Source organism: Streptomyces sp. NPDC006208 (assembly GCF_040613775.1).
Classification (GTDB): domain Bacteria; phylum Actinomycetota; class Actinomycetes; order Streptomycetales; family Streptomycetaceae; genus Streptomyces.
The window spans coordinates 153,947-170,595 of the sequence record NZ_JBEXSW010000005.1 but is presented as its reverse complement, the minus strand read 5'-3'; the positions used below and the strand labels follow the sequence as shown (position 1 = coordinate 170,595).

General features: G+C 72.8%; 3 protein-coding genes. 1 reads left to right on the top strand and 2 read right to left on the bottom strand.

The window, feature by feature from the left end; translation table 11 throughout:
• Positions 1 to 282 precede the first annotated feature (282 nt).
• Complete coding sequence (locus ABZ208_RS05630; RefSeq protein ID WP_356908290.1) at positions 283 to 627, top strand: hypothetical protein; 345 nt, start codon at positions 283 to 285, stop codon at positions 625 to 627.
• Between the two features lie 101 nt (positions 628 to 728).
• On the opposite strand, the gene ABZ208_RS05625 is transcribed toward ABZ208_RS05630, so the two are convergent.
• Positions 729 to 938, bottom strand: a complete 210-nt coding sequence (locus ABZ208_RS05625; protein WP_356908289.1) for an MbtH family protein — start codon at positions 936 to 938, stop codon at positions 729 to 731.
• Entirely contained in the window at positions 935 to 16,549 is a 15,615-nt protein-coding gene (locus ABZ208_RS05620) for an amino acid adenylation domain-containing protein (RefSeq protein WP_356908288.1), read from the bottom strand. The genes ABZ208_RS05625 and ABZ208_RS05620 overlap by 4 nt, the downstream gene beginning before the upstream one ends.
• Positions 16,550 to 16,649 lie beyond the last annotated feature (100 nt).

Sequence of the window (16,649 nt, the reverse complement as noted above, 5' to 3'; positions counted from 1 at the left end):
GCGTTCCTGCGTTCCACGGTGACTCTGGCACCAGGACCCGTGTCCCGACACCGACGCCGCCTCCGAAGGGCTGTCCAGCCGCGCCTCTCGGACACCGAACGCGCGGTGGTGACGAAACTACGCAGGTCCCGGGACAGGCCGCGGTCAGCGAGCACCGGCCCGGCGGCGCGTCCACGGCCGACCTGACGAACACCGAGCCGACTTCACGGTCCGCGACGGAGTGCGCCACCCGGACCGTACCGACTGCCCGCGTCGTCGGCGCGGTTCGCCACGTCCCGCCCCGTGGACACCGCAGCCCACCGCGCATCTGCCGGCCGACCTGCCGGCGTCGCGTCGCTGGTCGGCTTCGTCCACGTGACCGTCGCGATCTGCACGGCCGTCGTTCTGTCGGTCACCGTGGTCGGTCTGCCCGTGCTCGCCGGCGGCTGGTCGGTGCCCGTGCGATCGGCAGGGCGGAGCGGGCGCGGGCTGCGGCCGCGGTCGACGTACCCGACCACTCCTTCGCCACTTCAAGCACCGGCCCACCCGGCCGCCGTCGACGTGGGACACGGTCCGAGCACCGCCCTGTGGTCCAGCAACGAGTCCGCTCCGCAGACCGAGACCATGCCCGACACCCGCTCGTCCTGACCGACCGGGTGCAGGCACCGACGCCGTCGCTCAACGCACGTCGCCGCCCGCGGGGAGGCAACTCCCCGCGGGCGGCGGACTTCTCGGCGGTCTGCCCTGTGTCAGCCCTGCTGGGCCACCAGGCTTGCCGGGCGCAGGTCGCTCCAGTGGGACTCGACGTAGCCGACACACGCCTCGCGCGTGTCCTCGCCGAAGACCGTGCGCCACCCGGCGGGCACCTCGGCGAACGACGGCCACAGCGAGTGCTGGTTCTCGTCGTTCACGAGTACCAGGAAGCGGCCCTGCGGGTCCTCGAACGGGTTGGTGGTCATGCGTTGTCACTCCTCAGGGACTTTACGGTGAACAGCTCCGAGAGCGGCTGTTCGGGGTCGGCTGCCACGGTGCGCAGCAGGGTCTGGAGTTCGTCGGCGAGCCGTCGTGCCTTGGCGCTGCCGAGCAGGTCGGTCGAGTGGATCAGTTCGCAGTGCACCGGGCCCTCGCCTCGCGGCTCGTAGAAGCTGAGGATCAGCTCGGCCCGCGCGGCGCCGGTCGGGACGGCATGGAACGAGCCGATGCCGCCCTCCAACTGCCCGAGGTCCGCCTGCTCGTGGTGGATCACCATGACCTGCGGCCCCTCCTCCGGCAGTCCGGTGGTCCGCACGACCTCGTCGAACGGGACGTCCTGCCGGTCCAGCGCGCTCAGCGTGGTCTCCCGCACCCTGGTCAGCAGCTCCGCGAACGTCGGGTCGCCGGCGGTGTCGGTACGCAGGACGACCGTATTGAGGAAACAGCCGACCAGGTCGGCGAGCTGGTCGTCGGTGCGGCCGGCGACCATCGTACCGATGGGCAGGTCGGTGCCTGCTCCGTGGGCGGTGAGCAGGGCCGCCAGGGCCGAGTGCAGCACCATGAACATGCTGGTGCCGGTGGTCCCGGCGAGCCGGTCCACGGCCGCGTGGAGCTCCTCGTCGAGAACGAAGCCCACATAATCGCCCGGGCGTCCGCCGGACGCGGCCGGCGCCGCGGTGCCGCGCGGGCCGTCCCCCGGTAGGGCCAGCCGCTGCGGTACGTCCTTCAGCGTCTGCCGCCAGTACGCGAGCTGCCGGCCGCCCCGGCTGTCCGGGGCGGTGAGGTCGCCCAGTACCTCATGGGCCCACCGGGTGTAGTCCGCGTACGTCACCGGCAGCGGCTGCCAGTCCGGTGCCCGGCCCTCGGCGCGGGCGGCGTAGGCCGTGGTGAGGTCGCGGAACAGCGGCACCACGGACCACTCGTCCACCGCAAGGTAGTGCATGGTCAGCAGCAGGGCCTGGCTGCCGTCCCCGTCCGCGAGCAGGTGGGCTCGCAGAGGGGCGTCCCGCTCCAGGCGGGGCGCCTGAGCGGCAAGTTCCGCCAGCCGCGCGTCCAGGTCCGCACACCGCTCCGCGGTGAGCGCCGGGCTCTGCGCCGGCTCCTGGAACACCGTGCCGTCCCGCTCGGTGAACGCCGTGCGCAGGGGCTCGTGCCGGCCCACCACATCGGCGAGTGCCGCCGCGACCGTGTCCGCGTCCAGACCGCCCGGGGAGCGCAGCACCAGCGCGTGGTCGAATCCGGGGCTCCGGCGGTACGACTCCCACTGCCAGCGCTGGACGGGCGCCACCGGCAGGGGCGTGCAGTCCTCGGCCGGACCGCCCTCGGCCGCGCGCAGCGCGGGTCGGGCGGCGGCCGCTCCCTCCAGCTTGCCGGCGATCCCGGCGACGGTCAGCGCATCGAAGACGTCACGGATGCTCAGCTCGACTCCGAACTCGGCGCGGATACGGCCCAGCAGCCGCATCGACGCCATGGAGTGGCCACCGAGTGCGAAGAAGTTGTCGTGCACGCCGACGCTGTCCAGCTTGAGGATCTCGCAGAACAGCTCGGCAAGGCGGGCCTGCGTCTCGGTGGCCGGGCGGGCGTCGCCGGTCATCGCGGTCCAGTCCGGCGCGGGCAGCGCCTTGCTGTCCAGCTTGCCGTTGGGCGTCAGCGGCAGCGGGCCGTCCAACGGCACGACGAGGGCTGGGACCATGTACTCGGGCAGCAGCCCGGCCACATGGGCGCGCAGCTCCTGCGGGTCCAGCGCCTGCGACACGGTTTCCCCGGTCTCCGGCACGGCGTAGCCGACCAGCCGAACGATGTCGCCTTCGCGGTCGGGCACCACGGTGGCCTGTGCGACCGACGGGTGCGAGGCGAGGGCCGCCTCGATCTCGCCCAGCTCGATACGGAAGCCTCGGATCTTCACCTGGGTGTCGACCCGGCCGAGGAAGTCGAGGTTGCCGTCCACGCGCCAGCGGGCCCGGTCACCGGTGCGGTACATCCGGCTGCCCGGCGCGCCGAACGGGTCGGCGACGAACCGCTCGGAGGTGAGTGCGGCCTTGCCGAGGTAGCCGCGGGCGAGGCCGCGCCCGGCGACGTACAGCTCGCCCACCACGCCCGGCGGGACGGGGCGCAGGTGCTCGTCGAGCACGTAGCAGCGGGTGTTGGGGTCGGGGCGGCCGATGGGCACCCGGCCGCCCGGGCGGCCGCCGTGCTCGCGGGCCGGCCACAGTGTGGAGTTGACCGTCGCCTCGGTGAGCCCGTAGGCGCAGATCAGGTGGGCTGTGGCGCCGAACCGCTCGAACAGGTCCGGCGGCACCGTCTCGGTGCCGACCAGGACGGTCGATCCCTCGGGCAGTTCGCAGCCCGGCGGGAGTGCGGACACCAGGGAGGGCGGAAGGATCATGTGGGTGATCCGCTGGTCCTCCAGGAAGTCCGTGAGCGCCGGTCCGGCGACCCTGGCCTCGTCGGTGATCAGGACCAGCCGACCGCCGTGGCACAGCGCCATCGCAAGTTCGAAGACGAAGACGTCGAAGCCGATCGACGCGAACTGCAGCACACGGCTGTCACGCTCCAGGCCCATCCGGTCAACAGCGGTGGCGACCAGGCTGGAGATGCCCTCGTGCGGGACGACCGCGCCCTTGGGACGGCCGGTCGAACCGGACGTGTAGATCACGTACGCGGCCTGGTCCGGACCGGCCGGCCCGCCGTCCACGGCCGCGCCGGACAGTGCGTCCAGCTCCGCCGCGATGTCCGGCGCGTCGAGCAGTACCACGGGTACACCCGGCACGTCCGGGATCTTCCCGGCGACCGGCTCGGTGCCGACCACGAGGGCCGCGGCCGAGTCCTCGATCATGTAGGTGAGGCGGTCTCCGGGGTGGACCAGGTCGAGCGGCAGGAACGCGGCGCCGAGCTTCTGCGCGGCGACCACCGTGGCGACCATGTCGACCGAGCGGGGCACCGCCACACCGACCACGCTCTCGGCACCGACGCCACGGGCGGCGAGCAGCCGCGCGATGCGGTTGGCGCGCGCGTCGAGCTGGGCGTATGTCACCGAGCGGGAGCGCTCGACGACGGCGACCACGTCGGGCCGCTCGGCGACCTGCCGGGCGAACAGAGCGGGCAAAGACGCCTCGTCGACCTTGCGAGCCGTGCCGTTGAAGCCCTCCAGGACCAGCCGCCGCTCCTCGGCGGAGAGGATCTCCGCCTGCGACAGAGGCCGCCCGGGGTCGGTGACGAGGGCCTCCACCAGCCTGCGGAGGCGATCGCCCATCCGCTCGGCCGTCTCCTGGTCGAACAGCTCGGTGGCGAACTCCAGTCGGCAGCCGAGGGAGTCGGCGTCGCCGTCGGCCGAGGTGTGCTCGGTGAAGCTGAAGACGAGGTCGAACTTGGCGGAGCTGATCCGGAACGGCACGTATTCCACGCCGAGTCCGGGCAGCTCCAGCTCGTCGCCGGTGCGGGCGTGGTAGCCGACCATCACCTGGAACAACGGGTTCCGGGACAGGGACCGGGTCGGGTTGAGCTTCTCGACGACGGCCTCGAACGGTACGTCGGCGTGGGAGAACGCGGCCAGGTCCGTCTCACGGACCCGGGCGAGCAGCTCGGTGAAGCTGGGGTCGCCGCTCAGGTCCGTACGGACCACGAGCGTGTTGACGAAGAAGCCGACCAGCTCGTCCAGCGCCTCGTCGCTCCGCCCGGCGATGGGCGAGCCGAGGGGGATGTCCGTTCCGGCGCCCATGCGGTGCAGCAGCGCCGCGACGGCGGCGTGCACCACCATGAACATGCTGGCGCCGCTCTCGCGGGCCAGCCGCCGCAGCCCCTCGTGGACGCGGGCGTCGAACTCGATGTCGAGTTCCGCGCCGGAGAACGCCGGGCGCGCGGGCCGCGGCCGGTCGGTGGGCAGCTCCAGCTCCTCCGGGGCGCCCTGAAGCGTCGTACGCCAGTACTCCAGCTGCCTGGCGGCCAGGCTGTCAGCGTCGGCGGGGTCCCCCAGCAGCCGCTGCTGCCAGAGCGCGTAGTCGGCGTACTGGACGGGCAGCGGCTCCCAGTCGGGGGCTTCGCCCGTGTCGAGTCGGGCCGCGTAAGCGGTGGCCAGGTCCCCCAGGAACGGGCGGTCCGACCACTCGTCGGTGGTGATGTGGTGCAGCAGCATCACGACGACGTGGTCGTCCGGCGCCACCTCCACGACTGTGGCGCGCAGTGGCAGTTCGGCGGCGAGGTCGAACGGCCGGTTGACGGCCGCGTCGACGATACCGGGCACCTCGTCCTCGGTGGCGGTCAGATACTCCACCACGGGCCGCGCCTCCTGGGCGGGCAGCACCCGCTGGAAAGCCTGGCCGTCGCGTTCGGTGAAGACGGTGCGCAGCGCCTCGTGGCGTGCCGTCACATCGGCGAGGGCGGTGGCCCACGCCTCCCGGTCGAGGACCCCGCGCAGCCGCATGACCAGCGGGAAGTTGTACGCGGCCGAGGTGCACTCGATCTGCTGGATGACCCACAGCCGCTGCTGCGCGTGGGACAGCGGCAGCTCGTCGGGCCGCTCCCCGGCCGTCAGGGCCGGGCGGGCGGCGCCGTGCGAGGCGGCCGCGCGCTCCACCAGGTCGGCGACGGTGGGCGCCTCGAACAGGTCGCGGATCGCGAGTTCGGCGTCGAGGGCGGTGCGGGCGCGGCTCACGAGGCGGGTGGCGAGCAGCGAGTGGCCGCCGAGCTCGAAGAAGTCGCTGTCGATGCCGACGCTGCCCTCTGGCAGCCCCAGGACCTCCGCGAAGAGAGCGCAGAGCGTCTCCTCCCGCGGGGTCCGGGGCGCACGGCTCGGGCCCGAGCCGCCGAAGTCCGGGGCGGGCAGAGCCTTGGTGTCGAGCTTGCCGTTGACAGTCAGCGGCAGCGTGTCCACGGCGACGAGCGCGGACGGGACCATGTAGTCGGGCAGGCCGGCCTTCAGGTGGTCGCGCAGCCGCCGCTCCAGGGCTTCGCCCCGCTCGGTGCCCGCCTCGGGCACGACATAGCCGACCAGGCGCTTGGTGCCGGCGGTCTCGTTCACGACCACGGCGGCGTGCGCGACGTCGGGGTGCGAGGACAGGGCCGTGGCGATCTCACCGAGCTCGATGCGGTAGCCGCGGATCTTGACCTGGTCGTCGGTGCGGCCGAGGAAGTCCAGGAGGCCGTCGGGGCGCTGGACCACGAGGTCGCCGGTGCGGTACATGCGCTCGCCGGGCTCGCCGAACGGGTCGGCTACGAACCGGTCGGCCGTCAGGCCGGGCCGGTCGTGGTAGCCACGGGCCAGGCCGGTGCCGCCGATGTACAGCTCGCCGGGGCAGCCCGGCGGGACGGGCCGCAGCATCATGTCCAGTACATAGGCGCGGGTGTTGCGGATCGGTATGCCGACCGTGGAGGTCGCGCTGTCGGCGGTGGACCCGCCGAGCGTGTTGATCGTGTACTCGGTGGGGCCGTAGAGGTTGTAGCCGTAGGTGCCCTCGGTGCGGCGCAGCCGGCTCCACACCGTGTCGGACACGGCCTCACCGCCGAGCAGGACCAGCGCCGGGCGGTGCTTCCCGGCCGTCTCGTCCCGCTCGAGCAGGCCCTCTTCGATGAGCAGCTGGGCGTACGTGGGTGTCACGTTGACCACGTCGACGCGGTGCCGGTCGCAGTAGGCGACCAGTGCCTCGGCGTCGCGGCGCAGCTCCTCGTCGCAGACGTGGACCTCGTGGCCCTCGACGAGCCAGAGCAGCTCCTCCCAGGACATGTCGAAGGCGAAGGACACGGTGTGCGCGATGCGCAGCCGTCGCCCGCCCGCCGATGCGATGGCCGGGTCGAAGATCTCCTTCTGGTGGTTGAGCTGCATGTTCGTCAGGCCCCGGTACGGGGTGACGACGCCCTTGGGCCGGCCGGTCGAGCCGGAGGTGTAGATGACGTACGCCGGGTGCTCGAGGCGGTCCGGCACGTCGTGGGCGAACGCGGGCCGCTCGGCGTCAGTGATCTCGCCGCCGGGCAGTGCGGCCAGCTCGGCGGCCACGGCCTCATCGTCCAGCAGGAGTTCAGGGGCGACGGGACCGGCGTCCCCGCGCAGGGTCGGGGCGACGGAGTCGGTGGACACCAGACACAGCGGACCGGTGTCCTCCACCATCAGCCGCAGCCGGTCGGCGGGGTGGTCGAGGTCGAGCGGCAGGTACGCGGCGCCGGTGCGCAGGACGGCGAACAGGGCGGCGACCATGTCGATGGACCGGGGCAGCGCGAGCGCGACGACCTTCTCCGGGCCCGCGCCGCGGGCGAGCAGCAGCCGGGCGATCCGGTTGATGTGCGCGTCCAGTTCCACGTACGTCAGGGCGCGCTCTCCGAAGACCAGCGCCACCGCGTCGGGGGTGCGGGCGACCTGGGCCGCGAGCATGTCGGCGACGGTCTCGTTCGGTACGGGCTCGCGGCTGCCCGCCCAGGTGCTGGTGAGGGACTCCCGCTCGCCGGGCAGCAGCAGGTCGAGTGCGCCGACCCGCGTCGTGAGGTCGCCGATGAGCCGCTCCACGAGGGCGCCGAAGCGGTCCAGCGTGGCCGTGGCCCGCTCGTCGTCGACTAGGTCGGGGCGGTACTCCAGCTTGACCTGGACGGTCTGCGCCGGGTTGACGATCAGCGTCATCGGGTAGTGGGTGGCGTCCACGCTGCCGACACCGCTGATGCCGTGCCGCTCCGTCAGCCGGCGGAAGCCGCCTTCGTCGGCGAAGTTCTGGAGCACGTACAGCGTGTCGAAGAGGGTGGAGTGCCCCCCGGCGCGCTGGAGTTCGGCGAGCCCCAGGTACTCGTGGTCCATCAGGGTGACCCGCTCGGTCTGGATGCGGCGCAGCAGGTCGCCGACCGGCTCGGCGGGATCGAGGGTGATCCGCTGGGGCACGGTGTTGAGGAACATGCCGATCGTCGTGTCGACGCCCGGCACGTCCGCGGGGCGCCCGGCGACAGTGGCGCCGAACACCACGTCGTCACGGCCGACCGTGGAGGACAGGACGAGTGCCCACGCGGCGGACAGCACCGCGTTGATGGTCAGCCCGTGCTCGCGGGCGGAGCTGCGGAGCCGGTCACTGAGGGCGCGGCCGAGGCTGAGCGTGCGGCGGCGCGGGATGGTCGGCTCGTCACCTCGCTCGCGGGCGACGAGGGTGGGCTCGTCCAGTCCGGCGAGGGCTCGCCGCCAGGTCGCCCGGGCCGCGTCGAAGTCCTGGCCGGCGAGCCAGCTCAGGTAGTCCCGGTAGCTGCCGGGTGCGGGCAGGGCGCTGTCGTCGCCGGCCGCCGCGTACAGCTCCAGCAGCTCGTCGAGGAAGAGGGACTGGGACCAGCCGTCCCATGCGACGAGGTGGTGGCTGAGCATCAGCCGGTCGGTGGTGTCGGTGAGCCGGATCAGGGTGAGCCGGAACAGCGGCGGCGCGGCAAGGTCGAACCGCGTGTGCCGGTCGGTGTCGGAGATCTCGGCGAGCCGGGCCTGCCGCTGCTGCCCGGTCAGAGCGGTGAGGTCGATCTCGGTGAGCGGCACGGGCAGTTCATCGGCCGGGCAGACGAACTGGACGGGCTCGGGCAGGCCGTCGCTGGTGATGCCGGCGCAGAGGCTCGGGTGGCGGCGCAGCATGGTCGCACAGGCCGCGCGGAGCCGGTCGGCGTCGAGCCGGTGGTCGAAGTCGAAGGTGTCCTGCGCGGTGTAGACGTCGAGGGCCGAGGTGTCGTAGCTGGCGTGGAAGTAGATGCCGTCCTGCAGCGGCGACAGCGGCCAGACGTCGGCCACCGGCGCAGGGCTGACCCTCTCGACCAGGTCGATGTCGGCCTGGGTGAGGGCGACCAGCGGCAGGTCCGAGGGGGTGAGGGACGGCCGGGCGCCGGGCGTGCCGGTCCGGGCGATCAGCTCGCGCAGAGTGTCGGCCCAGGCGCGGCCGAGGGTGTGGACGTCCTCGGCGGTCAGCGCGTTGCCGTCCGGCCACGTCCAGGTGGCGCGCAGCTCGGGGCCCTGCGGGGTCTCCGCGCAGACGGCGTTGACCTGGAGCGGGTACGGCATGGCGAGGTCGGCGTCGGGCCCGACGCGCAGCGCGTCGGACTCGACGGCGGGCGCCCAGTCGCGGGTCTGCTCGGCGGGCAGGCGTCCGAAGTAGTTGAACAGCACCTGTGCGGTGGACAACTGGGCGAACACCGCGGCGAGCTGCGGGTTGAGGTACCGCAGCATGCCGTATCCGGCGCCGGAGTCATGGGCGGACCGCACGGACTCCTTGACCTGCTTCAGCGCGTCGAGCGGGTCGCCGGCGGCGGGCAGGCGTACGGGGTGGAGGCTGGTGAACCAGCCCACGGTGCGGGACAGGTCGGCGTCGGTGCCGTCGCGGCCGTGCCGCTCCAGGTCGACCAGCAGATCGCCGTCGAGGGCCGGGCCGCCGTCACGTTCGGCGCGCCAGCGGGTGACGGCGAGGCGGAGCGCGGCAAGCAGGACCTCCGTGACGTCGGCACCTGCCGCGGCGGGCACGGCGGTGAGCAGGGCACGGGTCTCGTCCGCGGGCAGGGTGACGGTGTGTTCCCGTGCTGCGCCGGCCGTTCCGGTACGGGTGGCTCCGGGCAGCAGCTCGGCGCCCGGGGCCAACGTCGCGGCCCAGTACGGGAGTTCCGCCTGCCGCTGCGGGGAGGTGGCCTGCTCGGCGGCCTCGCGGGCGAACCGGCGCAGGGACGTGGGCACCGGCTCCGGCGCGGGCCGCTCCCCCCGTGCGACGGCGTCCCATGCGGAGGCGAGGTCGCCGAGGAGGACGCGCCAGGACACGCCGTCGACCACCAGGTGGTGGACGACCAGCAGCAGGCGGCCGGGCCGGTCCGCACCGGCGTCGAACCACACCGCCTGGACCATGACGCCGCTGTCGGGGTCGAGGCGGTCGGCGGCGGCGTCGGACTCCTCGCCGATGGCCGCCCGGAGAGCGGCGTCGTCGAGGTCCCGTACGTCGACGCGGCGCAGCAGCGCGGCGGCGTCCACCGAGCCGGCGGCCGTCGTCCGCGCGGACCACAGGGCGGGGACGACCGGGCCGAGGTCCATACGGGTGAGGACGAGCCGCAGGCCGTCGTGGTGGTCGAGGACGCTCTGGAGGACGTGCGTCAGCTTCTCCGTGTCGGCGGCGGCGGGCGCCTGCAGCAGCATCGAGAGGTTGAAGCGGCTGATGGTGCCGCCGTCCTCACGGAGCTGGTGCACGATCGGCAGCAGCGTGATGTCCCCGACGCCGTCGGAGTCGGCGGCGACGGCCGCAGGCGTGTCCTGCGCTCCGGTGACAGTGGCCGCGAGGGCCGCGGGGGTCCGGTGCTCGAAGACGTCGCGGGGGCTGATCTGCAGGCCGGCCTTGCGGGCGCGGCTGGAGACCGCCATGGACAGGATGCTGTCGCCGCCCAGGACGAAGAAGTCCTCGTCGGCGTCGACGGCGTCGATACCGAGGACGTCGGCGAAGATGGCGCACAGCTGACTCTCGTAGCCCCCGGGTGCGGTACGGCCCTGTCGCCTGCGGGCCTCCGGCGCGGGAAGGGCCTTGTGGTCGACCTTGCCGGCGGGCGTGAGGGGCAGGGTGTCCAGGCGGACGAAGTGACTGGGCACCATGGGCGCGGGCAGGACTCCGCTCAGCGCGGCCCGTACGGCCTCGGTGTCCGGGTCCGCGCCGGCGGCCGGTACCAGATAGGCCACCAGCTGCTTGACTCCCCGCTCGTCGTCGCGGGCCACGACCGCGACATCGCCGACCGCCGCAATCTCGCGCAGTCGGGCTTCGATTTCACCGAGCTCCACCCGGTTACCCCTGATCTTGACCTGGTGGTCGGTGCGCCCGAAGTAGGTGAGCACGCCGTCTCCACTGAACTGAACCATGTCTCCGGTGCGGTACATCCGCCCACCCGGTACGCCGAACGGATCGGCGACGAAGCGCTCCGCGGTCAGCGCGGTGCGTCCGTGATATCCGCGGGCGAGCTGCTCGCCCGCGATGTAGAGCTCACCCGGCTCGCCCTCCGCGACAGGGCGGAGGTGGCGGTCGAGGACGTAAAGGCGGGTGTTCCACACGGGTCGCCCGATGGGGACGGTGCCGCCCTCCTCGGGGGCGGAGCCCGCCTCCCAGCTCGTGACCTGGATGACGGCCTCTGTGGGGCCGTAGACGTTGAAGAGCGGTACGCCAGTGCGCTCCCGCCAACGCCGGGCCAGCGGCACGGGCAGCGCCTCGCCGCCGCTGAAGGCGCGGCGCAGCGTCGTCCACCACTCGCCCGCGTCGTCCTCCGCCAGGAGCGCCCCGTACAGGGACGGCACGAGGTCGATGGTGGTGACCCGTTCACGGCGGACCAGCTCGACGAGGTACGCGGGATCGCGGTGTCCGTCCGGACGCGCGATCACGACGGTGCCGCCGGTGAGCAGGGGCGTGAAGATCTCCAGTACCGACGGGTCGAAGCTGGTCGAGTACTGGTGCAGGACACGTTCCCCCGGCCCGTACCCGAACCGCTCGGCGGTCCAGGAGATCTGACCGGTGACCGCGCGGTGGGTGACCACGACGCCCTTCGGCCGACCCGTGGAGCCCGAGGTGTAGATGAGGTACGCAGCGCTGTCCGGGTGCACCGGCACGGCGACCGGAGCGGCCGCAGCGGCGGTGGTGTCCCGCGTGAGGACGACGGGGGTCACTCCGTCGAGTTCGGGCAGCCCGGTCAGGGACTCCTCGGTGGCGACGACGGTCCGCGCACCGGAGTCGGCGAGCATGTACCGAACCCGGTCGGCCGGGTAGTCGACGTCGACCGGCACGTAGGCGGCGCCGGCCTTGAGCACGCCGAGCAGGGCGACCAGTGTGTCGGCGGAGCGCGGCACGGCGACGGCGACGACGGACTCCGGGCTCAGACCCTGAGCCAGCAGCCGGTGGGCCAGGACCTCGGCCCTCGCGTCCAGTTCGGCGTACGTGGTCCGCCCGGCGTCGTGGACCAGCGCGATCGCGTCCGGGGTGCGGCGGGCCTGCCGGGTGAAGGCTTGGTGCAGGGTGTCGCCGGGGAGGGCACGGCCGGAGCCGGTCAGCGCGGCACGGGTGGTGCGCTCATCCTCGGCTGTGACCATGGCGAGCTGTGCCACCGGCCGGAGCGGGTCGGTGACGAGCTGGTCCAGCACGCCCGCGAGCCGGTCGGCGAACCGGCGGGCCGCCGCGGCGTCGAGCCGGGCCGGGTCGTGGTCGAGGCGCAGCCGGAGCCGTTCGCCGGGCAGGACAGTGAGGGCCAGCGGGTAGTGGACGGCGTCCCGGACATGCGAACCGGTGATCCGGACCAGACCCGCCGGATCGGTCGGCTCGCCCGCCTCGGGCAGGTTCTCGACCACGACCAGTGCCTCGAACAGGTCTCCCCGTCCCACGGCGCGCTGGATCTCGGCGAGCCCCACATGCTGGTGGTCCAACAGCTCGGCCTGTTCGTCCTGGAAGCGCGCGAGGACGTCGGTGAGTGACTGCTCCGGCTGCCAGCGCAGCCGTGCCGGAAGGGTGTTGATGAGGAGGCCCACCAGGGTCTCGACGCCTTCGACGGCGGCCTGGCGGCCCGAGACGGTGGTGCCGAAGACCACGTCGCGGGAGCCGGTGACATCACCGAGCAGGAGGCCGAAGGCTCCCTGTACGACGCTGCCGAGCGTCAGCCCTTGCCGGCGGCAACGCTCCGCGACGGCGGCGGTCTCCCCCGCGGACAGCTCCACGGTGACCGTGCCGGTCCGCCCCTCCTCGCCGTCGGTGCCACGCACCGGGAGCCGGGCCGGGCCGTCGAAGCCGGCGAGGGTGTGCTGCCACGCCTCCGCTGCGCCGTCCCGGTCCCGGGCGGCGAGCCAGCCGGCGTACGCCCGGTACGTCTGATCAGGCGTGCAGGTGCCGGCCTGTGTGCCGGGCCGGTAGCCGGCCAGCAGCTCCCGCATGAGCAGCGAGACGGACCAGCCGTCGACGACGATGTGGTGCAGCGTCAGTACGAGCTGCGAGCGCTCGGTGCCGTAGCGGATCAGCGCCGCACGCAGCAGGGGGGCGGAGGCGAGGTCGAAGCCCTCGGCCCGCTCCTGGGCCGCGATGCTGTCGGCGGCTCCGTCGGTGTCGTGTGCGGACACGTCGGCGTAGCTCCAGGGCACGGTGACGCGCTCACCGATGAGCTGCACGATCCGGCCGTCGGGGAGCTGGTGGAAGGCGGCCCGCAGCAGCGGATGGCGGTCGAGGAGGCCCTGGACGGCCGCCCGCAGTGCCTCGGGGTCGACGTCGCCGACGAGTTCGACGGTGTCCTGGACGGCGTAGCCGTCGGCGCCGCTGTCGTCCGTCGAGGCGTGGAAGTAGAAGCCCTCCTGGAGCGGCGTGGCCGGCAGGACGTCCACAAGGTCCGGGACGACGGCGGCGCACTCGGCCCGCTCGTCGTCGCTCAGAGGGACGAGCGAGAACGGTACGGGCAGGTCGCCGGCCGTGTACTGCGCGGTGCCCGTCCCTTCCGGCGCAACGGGCACGTCACCGACGAGCCGGGCGAGCGCCGCGACGGTGCGGTGGCGGAACACATCGCGGGGCGTGATCGCGAGACCGGCCTCGCGGGCGCGGTTGACCAGCTGGATCGCGACGATGCTGTCACCGCCAAGCTCGAAGAAGCTGTCGTGGACGCCTACCGAGGACAGGCCCAGCAGGTCGGCGAACAGCCCGGCGAGCGCGGACTCCGCAGGCGTGGAGGGCGCGTCGTCGCCGCCTATCGCCGTCCACCGCGGCGCGGGGAGGGCGCGGGTGTCGAGCTTGCCGTTCGGGGTCAGCGGCAGGGGCCCGTCGAGGCGTACGAGGGCGGACGGGGCCATGTAGTCCGGCAGGGCGTCGGCGATCCGGGTGCGTGCCTGCGCGACCACGGCGCCGGCGTCCGTACCGGCCTCTGCAACGACGTAGGCGACGAGCCGCTTGACGTTCCGGTGGTCCTCGCGGACGAGGACGGCGGCCTGGGCGATGCCGGGGCAGGCCATGAAGGCGCTCTCGATCTCGCCGGGTTCGATGCGGTGGCCGCGGATCTTGATCTGGCCGTCCGCGCGACCGAGGAATTCCAGGTTGCCGTCGGCGGTCCAGCGAACCCGGTCGCCGGTGCGGTACATCCGGGCGCCGGGCGCGCCGTACGGGTCGGCGACGAAGCGTTCCGAGGTGAGTCCCGGCCTGCCGAGGTAGCCGCGGGCGAGGCCGCGACCGGCGACGTACAGTTCGCCCTCGGTGCCCACCGGGACCGGGCGGAGGGCCGAATCGAGCACGTAGGTACGGGTGTTGGGGTCGGGCTCGCCGATGGGCGCGGGGCCGGGCCGGTCGGGGTCGGCGATCCACAGCGTGGAGTTGACGGTCGCCTCGGTGAGTCCGTACGCGACAACGACCTGGAGCCGTCCGGACCAGCGTGCGATGAGTTCGCCGGGCACCGCTTCGGTGCCGACGATCAGCACGGCGCCTTCGGGCAGCTCGCAGTCCTGCGGCAGCGCCGACACGAGGGACGGCGGAAGGATCATGTGGGTGGCGCGGTGGCGTGCGATGTAGTCGGTGAGGGCGGGTCCTGCGACGCGGCGCTCGGTGGGGACGACGATGATCCGGCCGCCGACGCACAGCGACATGATCAGGTCCCAGACCGTCACGTCGAAGCCGACGGACGCGAACTGCACGACACGGCTGTCGGCGGTGATGCCGATGCGGTCGGTGGCGGTGGCGATGAGGCTGCCGACTCCGTCGTGCGAGACGACGACGCCCTTGGGCCGGCCGGTGGAACCCGAGGTGTAGATGAGGTAGGCGGCCTGGTCCAGGACGACGGGGACGTCCGGGTTCGAGGCGTCGAGCGTGGCGATCTCGGCAGTGACGGACGGCTCGTCCAGCAGCAGGTGCTCGACGCCCGGCGCGTCCGGCAGTTCGGCGGACAGCGCGCGCGTCGTCAGGACGAGGTGTGCGCCCGCGTCGTCCAGCATGTAGGAGATCCGGTCCTGCGGGTGGTCCGCGTCCAGCGGGAGATAGGCCGCCCCTGCCTTCATCACGGCCAGCAGGGAGACGACGAGTTCGGGAGAGCGCGGCAGCGCGACGCCCACGACGTGCTCACCGCCTACGCCTCGGGCGACGAGGAGCCGGGCGAGACGGTTCGCCGCGGCGTTGAGCTCCGTGTACGTCATCTCCCAGCTACCGCTGTGGGACCCCTCCACGCCCGCCGGGCCTGGAGGGAGGGCTCCCACCCTGTCCTCGCAGACGAGGGCGACGGCGTCCGGGGTGCTGAGCACCTGCCGTTCGAAGGCGGCGGGCCAGGACAGTTCCGGGACCTCGCGGGGCGCCACGCCGAACTCGTCGAGCAGCTGGGCGCGTTCATCGGCCGAGGTCAGTTCGATACGGCCGATGGGACGGCCGGTCACCTCGGCGAAGGCGTCGAGGAGGATACCGAAGCGGCGTTGGTGGTCGACCAGTGTCTCCTCGTCGCACACGTCCGCGTCGGCGTCGAACAGGATCCGCACCGCACCGCGCAGCGACTCGCCGACGGTGATGGCCAGGTCGCTCACGGGGCCGAGCCACTGGGGACGGAGGTCGGAGGTGTGGTCGCCGAAGCGCAGCCAGTCGGTGCCGGGCAGGATGTTGACCGTGGGACCGACGAGCTCCGCGACCCCCTCGGTCAGGCCCAGGTCCTTGGCCAGGTCCTCGGCCCGGTAGCGCGCGTGCGCGACCGTTTCGGCGATCCGGGCCCGCACCTGGGTCATGAGCTCGGCCGGCGTCATGCCCCCGTGAACGTGCAGCCGTAGCGGCAGGATGTTGGACACCATGCCGGGGACGTCCATCGCCTCGGGGTCCTGGCGGGTGGTGACGGGCAGCCCGAGGACGAGGTCCTGCGCACCCGTGACACGGTGCACGTAGGCGGCCACAGCAGCCACCAGCAGGCGGGACATCCGTACGCCGGCGTCCGCCGCGGATGCGTACAGCCGGGCGGTGTCCTGCTGCGACAGCTCCGTGGTGCGCCGGTAGCGGCGGGATATCAGGGTCGAGGAGCGCTCCACAAGGCGGACGGGCTCGGGCCGGTCGGCGAGCCGTTCGAGCCAGTACGCCCGGTCGGTGCGGTACTGCTCGGATGCCCGGTAGGCAAGCTCGGAGTCCAGCAGCCGGGTGACGGACCAGTCGACGTCCCCGGCCGGCTCGCCGTTGGTGTAGATCTCGCCGACCCTGCGGGAGATCAGTGCCACACCCACTCCGTCGACGATGATGTGGTGATAGCGCTGGCACCACAGGACCCGGTCGTCCGCGAGCCGGATCAACGTGTGGGCGAACAGCGGGCCGTGCGCCATGAGTCCGGCCGAAGTGTTGCGGTCAGCCTCCATCCAGTCCCAGGCGGCGTCCTCGGGATCGGGTGCGTCGCGCAGATCGACGACGGGGACGTCGACGGGGTACCGCTCCGGCCACTGGCGCGGGCTCCCGTCCTCGTCGCCGATGCGCACATGCAGGCAGTCGGCTTCCTCGATCACCTGCCGCACGGCCGCGGCCAGGCGGTCGAGGTCGACGTCCCCGCGCAGTTCCAAGGTGAAAGAGACGTTGAAGGCCGAGCTGTCGGGCTCGATCTGCTGGGCAAGCCAGATGCCGGATTGCCCGCCGGTCACGGGTGTCCCTGCAGCGGGTGTCCGGTCCGACTCGGCATCAAACATCGTTCGCGTGGCCTTTCCTGGGTGGTGCGTCAATGAGGGGTTCGTTGCTGGGCGCCGGCCGTGCGGCGCGCTGTTCGTCCATGGCTTACGGGCACCCCAA